We start from the raw sequence: 17,659 nt of genomic DNA on the forward strand, positions 1-17,659 counted from the left end.
CACACTCCCTGTTTCATGTATTGCTTTTGATCAGCTAACTAAATAATACCCTAAGCCTCGGCCTTCAAAAAAGGTGGGGGCTATTTGACGTTTACAGTAACCATGACAACTTGAATAGGAGTTAAAACAAATATATCAGCAAATGGTAAAGGTTGAATAGCAACCAATGCACAAACTAAAGAACTAGCATGGACAACAAGTCTGACCCGTCTCTCTTGTGAAACAGAAACATCGTCTGAAATAAGATGCAAAGTCTCCTTCAGTTTATTTGTCCAATTTTGCATAAAAACTTGTATAGACATATCAACTCTCCCTCTGATTTACAATAATAACCAAAAAAGTTTTTTACTTAAAATTAACATCACTCTTTAAACGAAACTTAAACTCTACACGTCGAGAGCTCTCTCGATCAACCGTTTTACCTTTTGTGTATTTTAAATTACTAAAAGAACGACCGTTTGCAGTAATTTGCATTCTCACTTTCTCTTTATATGGAAAAGAACCAAATTCATCACTTAATATATATTTGACCACACTAAATGCCCTTTTTTGTGAAAGTTCGAGATTGTACATATATGAACCTATATCATCCGTATGGCCTTCAACAACGATTTCTGCAATGTGGTCTCCGTAGTCTTTGTATAAAATATTGAAATATATTGGGATAAACATTTTTAGTTGTCGCCTAAACTCTGGTTTTATTTGATCACTATTTGTATCAAAAAGCAAGTCATTCTGAAACTTAATTGCACCTGTTTTCGAATCAACGTCAATCTTCAAATTCTTTTTTTGAAATTCTTGTTTTAATCCCGCAATAATTTCTTTTCGGATCCCTCGATAATACTCAAGCTCCCTCTCTTGTTTCTGGATTGTCTTCGCAGCTTGCTGAATCACTTTTTCCCTCTTTTCAGCATCTTCTTTCGCATTTACAATAATAGCCATTAAAAAAAGCAATAGCACCAGTAAAATAGTTGATAATAAATCGGTAAAAGATGGCCAAAAATCATTATCGAGTACTTGTCCTGCAATCAATCTCTTATACTTATCATTTTTCATTTTTTCCTTCACTCACCCTTACTATGCACAATCTGATTCCCTATTGATGTTAAAAACTGTTCCATTTGTCTATTCAATTTTTCAATGGATTGATATAGAGCTTGAGTAGAGAAGGTTTGTGCCTCACGATTAATTTCCGATTCACTTATAAGCGAATTCATTTGTTGACTAATAATTCGATTAGTCACTTCTACATAACGTTCAAAGTTCCTTAAACTGTCTTTTATAGCTTCTCCGAGATTATTATCCAATTTTTTAAGTAGCACTTCTAGTCTCATAACCGACGAATTCACAAAGTCTTCGATCAACACCTTCACTTCTTGTGATTGTTTACTACCTCTCTCGATGTAACCCTTCATTTCTTTGCTCATTTCTTCAGTAAAAAGAATTAATTGTTTTGACATCTGTCGTCCATTCATGTCAAATTCAATATATATATTTTTCATTTCATCAAAAAGTCGTTGTAACTTATCTGTATGATCAGAAAAGACACTCACGTAATTCGAAAATGCCTGAACATGTGATAAAAACTGATCATTGTATGCATTTTGTTTACTGACTCTCTCTTCTATCCCCTGTGACAACTGCAAGTAATGGCGGTGGTATTCCTCTTGCATACTATTAACAGAGTGAAGCTGGCCAATTAATTCAGTGAATAATTGCTGGATATGCACAACATCGTTTTTTAGCGTTTTAGACAGCAATGAAATATCTTCGAAAGTACTGGACTCAAGTGCATCCTTTAACGCGTTTGTTGAATGTTGAATATGCTCAATATATTGTTGACTTTGAAGTTGAAATGTTTTGTATAGGTCAAGAAGACGACTCTGTTCATCCATCACCAAACTATAAAAGCTCGATTGCTTTTCATAAATATGATGCAGCCTTTCCGTATACTGTTGGAAATATGAATTCAAATCATTTTTCAACTCTAACTGCATATCATGGTTATTTTGTAAATTATCTCTATATTGTTCAAAATAAACAATCATTTCTTCCTTCAACTTGTACATTGTTCTTACCACTTCAATAAATGATTCATGCATATGGCTCATTTGTTTCTGATGAGCTTCAGAAAAGTTTCGATACTCTTCTTGCATACTTGCGATGGTGGAGAATGAGTTAACCGTTAATTCATTTTGTTTTTCTAAAACGGTATGTATATTCACTAATTGATTATTCAACGTACCCATATGTCGATTATAATCATTCATAAAAATTTCCATATCACCGAACAAATAGGATAATTTTTCAATGTTCTGACTAAAATCTTCATTAAATTTGTTTAAATTAAGAGTGGATACTTCTAAAGATCGAGAGAAATGTTGAACATCAAGAAATGAGCGATTCATATCAATAACCGCACCTTTTACCTCTTGTAAGGCTTCAATAACACGTAGGTCTGCCGTTGTTCTATCTTGAGCACTCAAGTAGTTCTCGATCCTTAGCATTACCTGAACTAACAACTGCTCTCCATTATGAAATTTAGTGTAAATATTCATGAAAATGGAAAAAATAATGCCAGCGATACTTGTATAGAAGGCTGTATGTGCTCCATCGAGCACATTTATTAATGATTCGCTCATCTTTGCTGCATCTGTGTCAATTCCTCTCAAAGCAAATACAAGTCCTACAAATGTACCTAACACCCCCACTAGAATGCATATCGAACTCGCTGTCTGAACTAGCTTCAATCTTTGCACTAACTTTAACTTTCCTCCTATTTTAGAGGGTAAATGGAAGCTTGAAATATACGCCTCCAAAAAATTTTGAATATTTAAATCGTTTTTACTTAACTTTCTCTCTTCATCATATAGTTGCTTAACAGTTAAAATGAATGAATTATTTTCCACATTTCCGTCCAAATCTCTGTTCACTCGCTCTAAAAACGCATACACACTCTCATTCAAATATAGCGCTATAATCGTAATCATAGATAGTACACCTAAAGTAAATATAGTGATAATATTAATCATATCTTATCCTTCTTTCTCTATTTTTTTAAAATAATCCCATAACCCCCGAGGATCTCTCTCCTACAACTCGATACAATCCCAATAGTCAGTGATATAGTGATGCTCAGCAGAAAAATTCTCTACTATTCTCTTGGATGTGTCATTTGGGTGCACAGAAATGATTTTTACATTTTTTTGTGCATCTCTATACTTAAGCAGCACGTCGCAAAAATGATCATCTCCTGAAAGAAGCAAAATGCTATCTAACTGATGGAATTTCTCAAGCATTTTTTGAATGAGTTTTTGATCATCTATGTCATATTCCTTTCCATCAATAACTTCTTTAGCTTTATCTTTACCATTTTTCACCTCTAGAACCGTGAACCCCGACTTTTCTAAATCGTCTTTTAACACCATTAGCTGTAGCTGCACAAACTCTGTTTTTTTCTCTTCTTCATAGACAGGTAAAAAAAGCGATGCGTATTGTCCCTTAATTCTCCCTTGAGCAGATACCCCATAAATTTTTGTGAATAGGGCATGATAGTTGATTTTTAGATGATGAATCCCTCTATAAATATTAGCTACATCTAAAAACACTCCTATTTTCTGTCGCTGAAAACTATTCTCTTGGTTAGAGTAAAACCTAATAATTTCTTCAAAATCACTAAAAGACATTCCATCCTTCAAGCGATTATATAGCGCAAAAAAAGGCTTCTGATGATGGTAAATACTTAGGACACTATCAGGGCAGTAAGAATAGTAATAAGTAAAAAACGAGGTGATTAAGTTAGAGAAAGCTCGTAAATTTTGTTCCAATAATGTATAAGAGCTACCCCGATGGTGCGCAAGTAAATCGTAGCCCACAAAAAGTATGATTTTACCATCCTTATCAAATAGAAAATCATCTAAACTAATATTCTCTACATCAACAGAAATTTTCTCATCTGTAATAGCGGAAAAAAACTGAATGAGTTGTATAACCCAGTAATCGTTATTCCCCATTTGTAGAACATGAGAGTAGTCTACCGAAAGATTTCTATTACAGGGGTAAATCATCACTGGAATGTAGCTCCTCACCCCAGCTTGTTTCATTATATCGATGTAATTTTTTGCATTATTTATATACATATCTAGCTCTTTTCTATTTTTGACATGATGGCATACCTTCTCCAAACTTTGGACTTGAAGTGATATTCTTTTCAATGAATAGTCTTCATCCAATTCTGAAATAAGTCGATCCATTGCCTTAACAGGATAAAACAATCTATCATTTTCGTAGAATTCAAACAATTGATCAATAGACACGTACTCGTAATTCGGCAATGCAAAAAAACTGAACTTCTCACCACACAACATATGCATTTTGCGATGCATATTCATCGCATAGTAACAAGTAGTTGTGATGGAGTTACGAATCATCTTCTTAAAAGAAGGAAAAATCAACAAATCACTATCCATTCCAATTAATCCCCCTCCCTTTGCATTGATCATTTTCCATTCGTCATATATCCATTTGCATAATATTATTTCATGCCATCATCAAACTTGTGTATGTTCACGAAAAATTATACCAAATATCTCATAAATAATTTGTTGAATATTGTCGAATCACAACCTAATAATATTTTTTCACTATCCGAAATGAACACTGCTTGGCAACTTTCGCTCTTCTATCGCTCTTTTAGCCATCATATTCACTTCCGGTTCTTTACCCAACAAAAGCAAAAACTTAGGAGCCTGTCTCTTATCCGCTAATAAATCCATCGCTTCTCGCTCCAATTGATCGTCTGACGATAAAAGGCTATGATATTTCACTTCGATTCCTATCGTCAAATGATCCAATTCGAGCCAAACATCCATTTCGCTTCTTTCCCTTTTTGACCAAAACGTAACTTTCTCGCCGATAAACTCACCATTTTGTGTGGCTAAACCTTTTTGAAATACCGTTTGAGTAGCTGGAGAAAAAAAGACAGCACTGCTCAAAAGCGGCTGAATCCCTTTGTGAAAAGGGAGATAACGCAGCGTGCCAAACACGTTCGCTGTTAACTGATCTTCGAGACGCTCGCTGAGGTTCGAACCGTCTGACGATATTTTCCCATGTATTTCAGCTAACAAGCCTCTTTCCTCCCTTACTGATTTAACTCTGAATAATCGGCGCGTAAATAAATTTTATAGTCACTGATTTTTAAGTTGTATTCTTTCAAAAGCTTGATGACTAAATTGCGGAACCCGTTACTGCTCATTAGTGTTTCAATATACATTTTCCCTTTTATACTCACTGGTTCCCTCATGCCATCTGAACTAACAGAAAAATATTTTCTTTTCTTACCATTCATTTTGTCTAAATGTTCAAAACTCAAAAATTTTTCCTCGTCCTTTTCCATCAATATTTCACAAGTTTTAATTAGCATCTCTTTCCATGTGCTCACTTCGATACGTGGATTATCATTCATTTTAAACGCGCATGGTCGACGATGAGTATAGTCTTCATATAAAGTATGTTCTACATTCGAATCCACTAGATAATCGGAATAATTCGGCAACGCTCGTCTTTCCATTTCATTTTCTTTCACCGTAACATCCAAGTCTAATTCTTCGATAATTTGCGCAATCCTCTCTTCAATTGGAACAATTTGATCGATGAGACGGTTAAGTTCATTCCATTTTGCCAAGTTTCTTTGCTGGAATGCTGTATGGCTTTTCTTCAATATTTCCGTTAACGTATCAGCGATTGCTTCCTTTAACAATTCTAAGCTGTCCATTAAATCAATTGCTTTATTTGGAACTTCTTCTTTAATGAGCGAAATAAGTTCTTTCACGTTCATTTCTATGCCTCCGTTTGCTAAAAATCGGTACTACCTTTATAGAGTTTTCAACCGATTTCTCTCAATTCTAATCGTATTGTCTTTGCCATCAAGCATATCAGCACGTTTGCTTCCATAAATACGAAAACGTGGAGAGCCTTTCACTGCTTTCACCGATAACCTTGGTGTACCACGGGATTGCTTTTTATTTACATCCACGCATGCAACAAATTCATCCCAGTGAACAATAGCGATGATTTGGTTGCTGTCACTTATTTGCTTCTGACCGCAAACAAAAGCAAAAATTAGCATTTTATCTGTATTACCTTGATGAACATTTATAATTTCTTGTATTTCGTTGTCACTGAATGTGAAAGACCATGTGAAATCTTCGGAGCCGGATGGGGTAGTAAGATACTTCGTGTAAATAATATAACTCGCTTTATTTGTCGTAACCGTATATATTTGCCGACTGTCGTTTTCTTTTTCAAACAGCGCTGGTGCTAATCCACCATTTACTAGTGCAGAAAGCAACGCACCATAATAATAATCCGCTTTGCAAATTGTCGTCACTTTAATCCCCTCCCCTAAAATTGAGCACATTCCTCGCTTCAATTGTACGGAAAGAAGACGGAAAATGTTGTCGGATATTGTAGAAACTAACGGATAAATTTGAATATTTTTAGTAAATAGACCCTCTTACTTTAACTTTCACAGACAACTCCATTGATTCGTGAATTATCTGTATTACGGGCGCTTCACCAAAAGTTGTACTTGATTTTTTCTGAACATACCCTATTTACGCTTGCGAAGAAAAATCAGTAAATCAATGATTTTTGCACATCTTTGTACAGGAAACCGTATTGCTTGTCAAATACATGTTGTGGTGATGAACCGTATTACAGTAAAAAAGGTGTATATTGTTAAAATAATAGGAAATGATTTAAAATATAATGGCAATGCTGTTTAAACTATACAGATAGAGTAGTAACGAAAAAGTAAAAAATTTGTGGAGGGTATACATGCCTATCAAAATTTTATTAAAAGACTGGGACGGTGACTGGAAAGAAACGCTCAAAAGTGAAAACCTCAATAGTTTTTTTAGTTGTGAAATGTATATGACTATTCATAATGGTATTGAACAAATGACGATCAATATTGCAACGCTTTATGGCACAGCTTTGCTAAGTATAGCTACTGGTATTATAGATATGATCGCTAATAAAGAGAATAAACCATTCCGTATCTCCGGCTTTGGTTCTGCCTATGATTACTTTTTCATCGTGAAAGGACGCGAAATCAAAATGGAAGCTGTAAATGTTACAAATGATCATGTAGATTTCTTTCTTTTTTACGACAAAATGAAATTCGCTCATGATTTTGTAAAAGCATTGAAAAAACATTTACAGCAAATTGCGCAAGTGAACACTCGAGTTAGAGAACAAGAAACATATAAGCTTCTAGAACAAAAAATGCACGCTCTCAACGCTATGATTCAGAGTTATTAATGAGGCTGTGTCAGTCATTCGCGAGAAAATCAAGTAAGACAAATTGAACGTATTTCCTAGCTTCACTGTATTAAAGGGAAGGAAAGCATGTTGTAGAAAACGACGGATAACATTGGACAGTTTTTACTTTTTCATCACCGATCATTTTTTCACGGCGTGACAGTGGCACTGTATCCCGCATAATTAAAGGGAGCGGAATGGCTCCCTTAGTTATATAAAGTCATGTTTAAAAAAGAGGAACAGCACCATATCATTTCAACCTCTCAATTTCTTCCACAGCCAACTCCGTTAGTTCATGAATCGTCTGTACGTCGTAGCCCTTCGCGAGCATCTTTTTCGCAATATGGCGTTTTTCTTGTTGCAGGCCTTGTTGTAAGCCTTTTTCCAATCCTTCTTTCAGTCCTTCTTCCCGACTTCCGCGAATGTTCGATAGTTGGTCAAGTAGCCATTTCAACCGCATTTCGTATGCATAGCGGTTTTCTGGATCCACACTCAAACTTTGCCATTCTTCTAACGCCTCTAAAATTTCTTGTTCTGTCATCGCGATTCCCTCCAATTCGCGAACCATTTCCTCATCCACCTTTTTTGTCCGTCCATCCACCGCCGACAACATCGTCAGCCACGGCCATTCGGGTGACTGCTTCACATCCCGGCGGTATTTCTTCCATTTTACCATAAATTGTGACAAATCAAGCACATGAAATTCAAGGTGATCGCTCCAAAGAAAGTGTTCTTCATCTTCACGGATGTGGAATATCGTATGAAAGCGGTCAGTTTCGTGCGGAAAAAGTGGGTAGTTGAGGATGGCAATCATAATCGTCGGGGGAAGGGTGTCATATCGTTCTCCTTTTGATAAAGAAGACGAAAACAACCGCGCCCAGTAATACAACAGCCGTTCCGGCATGCCGTATTGCGGGATGATTTGAATTTCAACATGAATGCGCTCGCCACGATTCGTCCGAACGATGACGTCTAGCCGTCCGGTTTTTCCGTCTTCTGTTTCTTTCGTTAGCTCCGTATTTTCAAACTGCACATCGACGATTCGGTCATCTTCTTTCCGATGCAACAGCGCGTTTAAAAACGCCATCGTAATCGACTTGCGACTCGGATGCCCAAACAGCTGCTTAAACATAAAATCCATTTTCAAATCGAGGTATTGCACGAGGATCATCCTTTCGTGGAATGTAGAGGTACAATTTGATTAAAACCGGGAAATAAGGGAAATGCAAATGAAGAAAATTGAATTTTGCGGCGCTTTTTTTCACGGCAAAAGCAAAAAAGCCGAAAAGAAAGGCTCTTTTGCGAATGAAAAATAATTTTCCGATAAAAGTGGGCAATTTTTTATCTTTCTCCCTAACTAACGAACTTCGATATACTTCAGGGGCGTGACAGGCATCACGAAATTTAGTTTTTTTTGGTTTTGACAGACACGATATCACTTCAACCTCTCAATTTCTTCCACAGCCAACTCCGTTAGTTCATGAATCGTCTGTACGTCGTAGCCCTTCGCGAGCATCTTTTTCGCAATATGGCGCTTTTCTTGCTGCAGACCTTGTTGTAGTCCTTGTTGTAACCCTCGCTCTACTCCTTCTTTTAAGCCTTTTTCTAACGCTTTTTTCTCGTACGAAATGATTAACTCTAACACTTGTTCTTTTTCTTTCGTTTCCATTTCATTCACCTCGTTTCGCAATTGTTGTTCTTCTTCGTCTGACAGTTTGACATATGTTTCAAAAAAGCCGATTAATAATCGCTGCTTGGCTTCGTCTAATTCCATCCGTACGATCATGCGTAAAAACTGCTTTTTTAGTTCTACCCGTTCACTTTCAGTATACCCCATTTTGCTTAACAACGCAGCGGCGATTGGGTTGTCGTGGCGAATGTACTCACGCCAATTTTGTTTGCGCAACTCCACAGTAAGAAATCGGAATTGGAGTACATCGAAAAACGGAAATTGGAGCGTAAACGAGGAAGGCTCATGGCGAAGATAGTCGTAGCTAAATACCGCAATCGGCAACATACGCTTTCGGTATTTTTCAAACAAGCGGCTAAAGTAAATAAACATTCGTTCGGGAAACAATGGCTGCACGTAGCTTTGGTTTTCGATATGGACGATAACCAAGCCGTCTTCCCCTTTTAATTTTGTTTCCACCAGCACATCGACGCGATACTTCTCCCCCGCCGTCACATCGGTAAACAATTCCTCCGACAAAAACGACACGTGCTGAAAGTCGATATGCTCGTGCACATGTGGGAAAAAGAGGAGAAGAAACTCTTCAAAAAATGTCGTAATCAGCTCTTTAAACAACCGATCATGGTCAACCGCCATATATGCACCTCGCTTTCTGTTTTGTTGTGTATTTTTGATAAAAGTGGTGATGTTCCTGCTTTAGAAATGGAAAAGCAGAGAGAAAAACTATCACTCTCTGCTTCTACAAATCTCGGCATGCATTGTGGGGTGTGATAGGCACTGTATCAATGAGCTATAGATCCTTCATACATGTTTTGCATTAACCTCTCAATTTCTGAAAACCAACTTATTAACTCCTCTACTACCCCCATATCTTTTAAATGTTTATAAGTCATTTCAGCGGTTACTTTACTGTTTAACCAATTTTTGATTTTTTCTTCAGATGGCGGATCAACTTTTCCGAGCCGATCTTTATAGTTATTAAGTAATCTACTGATACTTTTAGGAATATCACAATCTGGATCCTCAAATCTAATACAGTTGAATACTTCCCTCGAAAGAGAAGGATATTTTTTTGTAAAATATTCAATTATAGTATCTTTGTGGATGTAATTTTCCATCTCTCTCCTTTGTGTTCTGATGATTTTTGAACCATCTTTTCGCTCATCTAGCCGTACTTGAAGTTTACTAATATCATTATTAACGTCTTTATCGATTATATGAATTTCTGGAATCCTAAAAGCTTTTAAGTAATGTTTATAAATAAATTGCTTCAAAGAGGAACTTCCACCTAATGGAAGTATAGCTATACGTTCATCTTTAAAAAGATTAACTTTGGTAACCCCTTGCTCACTAAGTATTTTACTAATATTTTGCAAAAATGATACATCGTTTTTCCCCTCTACGCATAAGAAGAGTTTCACTCTGTTATCTGGGAGTACGCCTAGTTCGTTTGCAATTTCGATTAATTCCAAATCTGACGCGCGGTCAATAACTCCATATTTTTTAGATTCAGCTGTTATATAACGAATAGAGGAAATCGGTAGAAGACCAGCGATACCAGGAACATGGCTAGTAATAATAATCTGACAGTTTTTCTGTGATAAAGCTTGTAGTGACTCTATTAACATCTTCTGATTTTTAGGATGTTGGGCAGTTTCTGGTTCTTCAATGGCATAGATAATTCCTCTCTCTGTGCCTTCTTTTCTTCTTTCTGCCTCAGCCCGGAAAAAGTTTAACAAAATTAACCTACGTACTCCACTTCCTCTTTTATTCACTGGAATACCATTCTCACTATTTAATGTTAATTTAAACAAACTAGCCCAATTTGGTTCGCTAGAAAATTCCGCAATTAATTCAGAGGCAAGTTTTTCATCCATCTCTTTCAATTTTTCTAATGTGCTTTTTGCAACACTTAATGCTGCTTTTTGAACTTCTTTTTTTATTTTCACGAGTTCTCTTTCTACTGAGCCCAAAGCTTGCTTGACAGCAATTTTCATCGGATCTTGAACTTCATGATCCCCATCCTTACTAGGGCGATCGGCTTGAAACAAAGCGTATATTGGTAAATATTCCAGTAAGTTATTCCAAATAGATTTTGCATCTTCTTTATTTAATTGAATATCTTGTAAAGCGAAATTCAAACCTTCATTCTCATCAACAGTTTTATAAATAGACTGTCTCATAGAAACATTAGAACTCATATTTACTACTTCTTTAGGTATATTCATTTGTTCTATTATTTTCTTTAACTCTTCGCGTTTCAAATGTATTAATTTATCTTTAAAATTAGTAGGATGATAAGCCCTCACATAGACATTAGGTGAGATCGTTTTAGAATTTGTATTGCATTTATAAACCTTTAAAACCTCTAAATCATTATTTTCATTTAGTAAGTACTCACTTTTCAAATTAGTAACGGCACTACTGTCCAACACTATTTCCTCTGGTAGATCGGAAAAAATACACCCAATAGTAACATCAAAATTTTCTTGATTAAAGACACAAACATCACTTTTTTCTATTTTCACTATCTCACTATTAAAAAAGATCTCTAGCGCTTCTAATATTGTAGATTTTCCAACATCATTCTTACCTATAAGCGCGGTAAAATCATCAAAGTTGATAATTGTTCTATCTTTATATGACCTAAAATTCTCTAGAATCAAAGACTTAAGTTTCATGAAATCACCGTCCCATTTTGATAGGCTACAAACCGTCATGCTTTCGCTTCATACTAAAACACTCGTCATTGGAACTCGAATATTTCAATATTTATCTGAATAAAAAGTAGCAACTCAACGTTAGTTAACCTCTATAAGTTCACTTTGAACAATAGCCGTTCTAACAATTTCATCAAATCGATTATATACATCATCTGGAATTCGCTCGATTGTAAAATCAATCTTTTGAATCATGTAATCAATTGCCTGCTCATTCTTCTGAACATCCGTCTTCAAAAACTTCGGTAAATTATCCTTTATTAGCTGTTTTACAGCTTCATCAGTAATATAACTAGAAATAACATCATCAGCAGCCTGCAGTAACTCCTTATTTACACGTTCATTTTTAAAAATGGACTCTAAAACCTCGATCGGAATAGTTAAAGGGTTATCATTTTCATGTTTATTTAGATATCCTAACTCTTTCATAAAACGCACAAGAAGTCTAAAATACACAGCGACAAATAACATCAGACAGTTTCTACGAAAATCTACTTGCTTTCTTCTTCGATTACCAGTTGGTTGCTCCGTGTTCTTCTTTCCTCTTGTAGCACCATACCCTAATTTGTTTTTTGCGTATGACATAACCGCAAAAGGAAACAGAAAATATAACGGATTTTTTGGAGTATTTTCATTAAAAATTTCCTCACTAGTACTCCCGCCAGGAGCAAGTTCACCTGATCTACTTCCTGCTGTTCCAGGTTTATAATGCATACCTGCTGCATAGGCCTGCACTACTTGTTTAACCGGTAATTTGTAGTCAAATTTGTCGGGAAATAAATATGCGTAAGATTTATTTTGATTATTAGGTCCAAAGTTATATTGGCGTTTTTTCTGCTTTCTATCTAAGAAACGTCCTGCCTTTCTTTGAATCTCATAGTTATAGCCTAAACTTCCAAACTTGACCCTCAAGTCTTGATGGAATTTATCTAGCGCAAAAAAGTCCATGGCACTTACGGTATTCTGCCGATTTGTATACTTTATAATGTCATTTACCCGATTTTTATTTTTGTCCTTAATAATTTTAACTAAGATACATCCCTGTAAATTTTTTTGCTTCTCTGGATCCTTCATATTTCTAAATCCTTCGTATATGGCGTTTGCTGTTTGACATCCGTTTACAATTTGTGGAGCATATATTGGCAGAGAGTTAGATAACGAATTTTTAAGTGAAATGTGATCGAAGTCTTCACAAATTATAGTAATACCATTATTAAAATACCAGAAATTTGTTGGTGTTTCTTGGAATGTTTTTTGAATCTCTTTGTTAATTTTTGTCCCACCAAGATAGTTTCTGATGTTCGAAAAAAATAAATATTGATGGTTATTTTTCACGAATTTCGCAAACTCCTTTAGTTCTACTTCTGCTACACATGAATCTCCGGTGACAAAGTAATTTTTCAACATAAGTTTTTTAGGAACTTTACGATACTCAGAAGGTAACTCTTGGAGTGATAATAAAATAAACTCGTTTATTTCTTTAATACCGTATACATTAAGTGAGACATTAGGATAATGATTTTCAATTCTTTCTTTTTCATAAGTTACACGAGTACCAAAATCGTCAGTTAGTTGAGCACTTGTCACATAATGAAGTTGTATCCTTTTTTCCCCATCCATTTCGTTTTCTTCATCATTTTCAACATACATTTTTAGCACATTAGAAAATTCATAAAAATCTTGTTTGTTACCGATTGTAGCGTAAGGGTTTGAAAGTAAACGTTCCATATCTGATAAAAATCCAGCAAAAGCGTCCTTATTATGTGCCGTTTTATATTTAGTTTGAATGATATGTAACGTTTGTCCGTCTTCAAACCAAGCGTCAACAGAGTTATCTCCTGCCCCAGAAAGTTCCATATCAAATTCAATCTCATCGTCTGATCGCTCAAACAAAAACTTTAAAACCCATTCTGTAAAAAGATGCCCTTTCTCTACTGGATTAGCCGCTGGGTTTTCCTCAACAAATGTTTCGATATCATGCACCAAATCTTTTTCTGTTAAAATGTTTGGAATCTCTCTTTTGTTTGACACCTCTATTCTCCTCCTCGTGCAAAAAATATCATCCTTATAATACATAAATTTCATAAAAAATCCTGTCGAACCTTGTCACAAAATTTAAAAAAAGACAGAAGTTTTATCAACCTCTGCCTTTTGCCTGTTCTGTCCTATCGGCTCATTGCTCGGAGCATGAATTCATTGACATCTTTCTCTGGGCCGATGAACTCGACGTTTGTATGGATCGCTTGGAAGTGTTTGCGGGCAAAGTCGATTTTTGCCGCTTCTTCTGGGCGGAGTGCGCCTTCCCAGTCGGTTCCTTTTGTTTCGAGGACGAAGTATAGTTTTTCTTCGCCGTCTTTGTCGACCACAAGCGCCCAGTCGGGATTGTATGCACCGATTGGCGTGTCGATTTTAAACCAATGTGGCAGTTTGACATATACTTTGACATGTTCGTCATTTTCAAATCGTTGTGCAAAACTCGCTTCGATATCCGAATCGTAGACGATATGATCGAACAACGATTTTTCACTGCGAATCGCGTTGTTGTTTAAATACGCAAGCAACTCTTCATTTTCAAACAGCTCGACGGCATAATACGCATCGTCGCCGATTTTGTAATATTTCACACCGTCTTTTAAAAGCATTTTCATTTCGCGCTGAATGACTTTTGTGACTTCTTCCATAAACTTTTGCGGATTGTTTTTAAAGTCATCAAGACGGTTACAGCCCGTCAAAATTTCAACAATCGTTTTTCGTGTCAAATTCGTACGGTTTTGCAGTTCGGTAATAATGTCTGGCAACGTATGGTGAGCGGTAACATAGTCTTCCACTCGCTCACTGACGGTTTCTAACTGTACTCCTTCGACGCGGTCGATCGCCAATTGATCTTTTCGGCTGATAATACGAATTTTTTCAATACGCGGCATGTTTTGAATGCTTGTTGTGCTTTTTTGAATGAGTTGATCGCTGTCGATTTGAACGGAGTAGACCGTCTTATATTTAATTCGCTCCCAAAGCTGGCGAAACTCTTCACCAAAAAACACTTGCTTATTTAATTGTACTCTTTTCTTTTTCGTCGCATCTTTAATCGGCAAGTGCTGCAAGTAATGGTTTATTTCATGCAAAATCGCTTGCTTCCACGGCTGAAACTCATCGCTCATTTGTAATGTATCATTATCTATCGCTTCTTTTAGCACCGGCTTTGCTTTTCCTTTACCGTCAATATATCCATGCTGCTTCAGCTCTTCGTACAACTTAGCCGATAAATCGTAGCCCATTTGCATCGGTTCCTCTGTATTTGGATCGATATACGTTAATTTGGCAAATATGTGTTTTTCGATCTTGCCAAAAGTCACGCCTGTTTCTTCTTCCATTTCTTTTTGCAAAGAAGCGACAAACTCTTCATATGACTCATTCGCCATCACTGTTAATATGTTCACACTGTCATCTTGCACTCGTTCTCCGTTTTGATTCACGGCTAAGCGCAGCCCGCGACCAATTTCTTGGCGACGTGATACGTACGTTCCCGCTGAATCTTTTAATGTACAAATTTGAAATACGTTTGGGTTGTCCCAACCTTCACGCAGAGCGGAGTGCGAGAAAATAAAGCGAAGTGGCTCGTCCAAACTTAACAACCGTTCTTTGTCTTTCATAATAAGGTTATATACATCTGTATCCGCTTCTGTATTCCCTTTCGTATCTTTTAGTCTTCCTTTTTTATCTTGCGCAAAATAGCCGTTATGCACTTTTTCAATCGGGATATCAACGTCAATATCGTTAAACAATGTACGATATTTTGGTTTTTGAATGAGTTTCTGATACTCTTCTTCAAACATCACGGCATATTTTCCTTTTATCGGGTTGCCATCTTTATCGTAGTCCCGATAGTTTGCGACTTTGTCAATGAAAAATAAACTAAGCACTTTAATGCCGCGATGGCGTAAGCGCAATTCTTTATCTAAATGCTCCTCAATCGTTTTGCGAATTTGGTATCGTTTAATCGTATCGTCATCCATATCGCCAATCACATCACCGATTCGCAAATAATGACCGTTGACTTCAATCGACTCGTTTCCCAGTGTCCAGTCAATTTGCTCAACAATATAACCGCGATATATGTCGCGCTCTCCAGAAATGTCATATAAGTCATCGCCATATTTCACTGTTTTCGTCGTTCGCTTCACTTTTCCATGCGTCTCGACATCAAGTTCAATCGTTGCTTTTCGTTCCTTCACATCTACTAGCTTGATATAAGGTACATTAAACGATGGTTCGGAGCGGACGGACATGACTTCAATTCGCTTAACAAGTTTTTGGTTGTAAGCATCGACCGCATCTAGTCGGTAAATCATATTGTATTTATCGACATGCGTTGCCGAATAACGCAACGTGCATAATGGGTTGAGTGACGCAATCGCCTCTTTTGATTTTGGCGTCGTATCGACGCTTTGCGGTTCGTCGATAATAACAATCGGGTTCGTTTCTTGAATAAATTGAATCGGCCGATACCCGTTTAAGCGATCGTTCGGACGGTGGATGACGTTTGCTTTGTCTTCTTTTTCTGGATCTTCAAAGCTTTTGCGAAAAGCATCAATATTAATAACCATCACTTGAATCGTCGTAGCGGTCGCAAAATTGCGGACGCGGTCCAATTTTTGTGAATCGTAAATGAAATATTCTAGCGGCTTGTTGTCATATAGTTCATTAAAATGATCTCTTGTTATTTGTAGCGATTTATAAACGCCTTCGCGAATGGCGACCGACGGTACAACGATGACAAACTTTGTAAAACCGTAATGTTTATTTAATTCATAAATCGTTCGCAAGTACACATACGTTTTCCCTGTTCCTGTTTCCATTTCGATCGTGAAATTCATACCGTCTAACTTCTCGCTGCGCGGCAAGCCGTTTTTCAGTTGAACGTCTTGAACGTTTTTTAAGATTTCGTCAGACGTAAGGTCTAAACGATTTCCTATCCCGAGCGCTGTTTGAATCATTCCGGCATTTGGTCCATACGAAACAGTAAAATTTGACTGGCTCAGCTCTTGTCCATTAAAAATCTGGACGACGGAATCAATTGCTTGTTTTTGGTAGGTTAAACATCCATGAAACTTTAGCTTCATTTCCTACACACTCCTTACATCATTGATTCCGTTTTTTTTCAATGTTTGAATGGCGTTTATTTTCACCGAGTCGTTCATAAAGCCCGATTCTTTAAAAATGACTTTCGGCGATAAATGTTCAGACTTATGTTTCATCATTTCATGGACAATGTCTAAATCAATGTCATCTTCTAAGTACAATAGCACCGCACCAAACCCGACGTTGTAAATCGTTTTTCCGTTGTAGTCGATTTCTTCAATCGGCGTCGTGAGCGGCAGACCGATTTTTAGTAAAATCTCGTATAACAAGTCCTCTTTTGTCCGATCTTCTTTCATATTATCCTTATAATCAAAAAGGTCTTGTTTCAAGTTTTCGAAATCTGGATCCCACGTTTTAATATTCGATGAATCGAGCGTAAACACTTTAAAACCTATATCCAAATCGTTTTTTCCTGTCTCCTGAACAATCTTCTCCCCTGCACGACGAATACGTTCTTTCCCGATTTCGCAAATGTTTTTATAACCGGCTTTATGTGCTTGAGACTTCTCATCAACTGGCTCTGGAAATTGCATCATAATGAATTTTCGGTTACTACAGTCTTCTGCATTTAATTGCATAACAGCGTGAGCAACAGTTGCAGATCCAGAGAAAAAATCAAGAATTATAGAATCCTTTTCTGAGCCAATTTTTAATAAATATTGTATTAATTCGAGTGGTTTAGGGTAGTCAAAATGGAGTGAGCCTTTAAAAGTAGACATGTATAAATCGGGAAAAAGATGTCCATACAGAAGACAGGAAGGAGCCGATGAACATGTCGAAAAAACAA

14 protein-coding genes are annotated in these 17,659 nt (G+C 36.6%); 1 reads left to right on the forward strand and 13 read right to left on the reverse strand.

Annotation, left to right across the window (positions count from 1 at the left end):
* Positions 1-80 precede the first annotated feature (80 nt).
* The 7 genes from GGR02_RS16425 to GGR02_RS16455 form a co-directional block, all read right to left on the reverse strand.
* Positions 81-302: a hypothetical protein gene (locus tag GGR02_RS16425; RefSeq protein WP_183186028.1), complete on the reverse strand. Its 222-nt coding sequence runs from the start codon at positions 300-302 to the stop codon at positions 81-83.
* 43 nt (positions 303-345) lie between these two features.
* Complete coding sequence (locus tag GGR02_RS16430; protein WP_183186029.1) at positions 346-1,056, reverse strand: OmpA family protein; 711 nt, start codon at positions 1,054-1,056, stop codon at positions 346-348.
* 8 nt (positions 1,057-1,064) lie between these two features.
* A complete protein-coding gene (locus GGR02_RS16435) occupies positions 1,065-2,990 on the reverse strand; it encodes a MotA/TolQ/ExbB proton channel family protein (protein WP_183186030.1) in 1,926 nt (641 codons plus the stop codon).
* Positions 2,991-3,092: 102 nt separating this feature from the next.
* Positions 3,093-4,469 (reverse strand): NYN domain-containing protein, encoded by a 1,377-nt coding sequence (locus GGR02_RS16440; protein ID WP_183186031.1) that lies wholly within the window; start codon positions 4,467-4,469, stop codon positions 3,093-3,095.
* A 174-nt stretch (positions 4,470-4,643) separates the two neighbouring features.
* A complete protein-coding gene (locus GGR02_RS16445; protein ID WP_229706278.1) occupies positions 4,644-5,126 on the reverse strand; it encodes a hypothetical protein in 483 nt (160 codons plus the stop codon).
* Positions 5,127-5,140: 14 nt separating this feature from the next.
* Entirely contained in the window at positions 5,141-5,836 is a 696-nt protein-coding gene (locus GGR02_RS16450) for a hypothetical protein (protein ID WP_006321769.1), read from the reverse strand.
* Between the two features lie 36 nt (positions 5,837-5,872).
* Entirely contained in the window at positions 5,873-6,388 is a 516-nt protein-coding gene (locus GGR02_RS16455) for a hypothetical protein (RefSeq protein ID WP_183186032.1), read from the reverse strand.
* 449 nt (positions 6,389-6,837) lie between these two features.
* Between GGR02_RS16455 and GGR02_RS16460 the strand changes: the two genes are divergently transcribed.
* Positions 6,838-7,323 carry a ribonucleoside-triphosphate reductase gene (locus GGR02_RS16460; protein WP_183186033.1) on the forward strand — a complete coding sequence of 162 codons (486 nt, stop codon included), beginning with the start codon at positions 6,838-6,840 and terminating at the stop codon, positions 7,321-7,323.
* 250 nt (positions 7,324-7,573) lie between these two features.
* On the opposite strand, the gene GGR02_RS16465 is transcribed toward GGR02_RS16460, so the two are convergent.
* The 6 genes from GGR02_RS16465 to GGR02_RS16490 form a co-directional block, all read right to left on the reverse strand.
* On the reverse strand, positions 7,574-8,485 hold the full coding sequence (locus GGR02_RS16465; RefSeq protein ID WP_375782325.1) for an Rpn family recombination-promoting nuclease/putative transposase: 912 nt from the start codon (positions 8,483-8,485) through the stop codon (positions 7,574-7,576).
* Between the two features lie 273 nt (positions 8,486-8,758).
* Positions 8,759-9,649 carry an Rpn family recombination-promoting nuclease/putative transposase gene (locus GGR02_RS16470; protein ID WP_183186034.1) on the reverse strand — a complete coding sequence of 297 codons (891 nt, stop codon included), beginning with the start codon at positions 9,647-9,649 and terminating at the stop codon, positions 8,759-8,761.
* A 146-nt stretch (positions 9,650-9,795) separates the two neighbouring features.
* Positions 9,796-11,694 carry an ATP-binding protein gene (locus GGR02_RS16475; RefSeq protein ID WP_183186035.1) on the reverse strand — a complete coding sequence of 633 codons (1,899 nt, stop codon included), beginning with the start codon at positions 11,692-11,694 and terminating at the stop codon, positions 9,796-9,798.
* Between the two features lie 120 nt (positions 11,695-11,814).
* Positions 11,815-13,764 (reverse strand): AIPR family protein, encoded by a 1,950-nt coding sequence (locus GGR02_RS16480; RefSeq protein WP_183186036.1) that lies wholly within the window; start codon positions 13,762-13,764, stop codon positions 11,815-11,817.
* 134 nt (positions 13,765-13,898) lie between these two features.
* Positions 13,899-16,853: a type III restriction-modification system endonuclease gene (locus tag GGR02_RS16485; RefSeq protein WP_183186037.1), complete on the reverse strand. Its 2,955-nt coding sequence runs from the start codon at positions 16,851-16,853 to the stop codon at positions 13,899-13,901.
* A 3-nt stretch (positions 16,854-16,856) separates the two neighbouring features.
* A partial coding sequence (locus GGR02_RS16490) for a site-specific DNA-methyltransferase (protein ID WP_260175195.1) occupies positions 16,857-17,659 on the reverse strand: 803 nt, incomplete at its 5' end.

Origin of the sequence: Anoxybacteroides voinovskiense (assembly GCF_014196205.1) — a bacterium.
GTDB classification, from domain to species: Bacteria; Bacillota; Bacilli; order Bacillales; family Anoxybacillaceae; genus Anoxybacteroides; species Anoxybacteroides voinovskiense.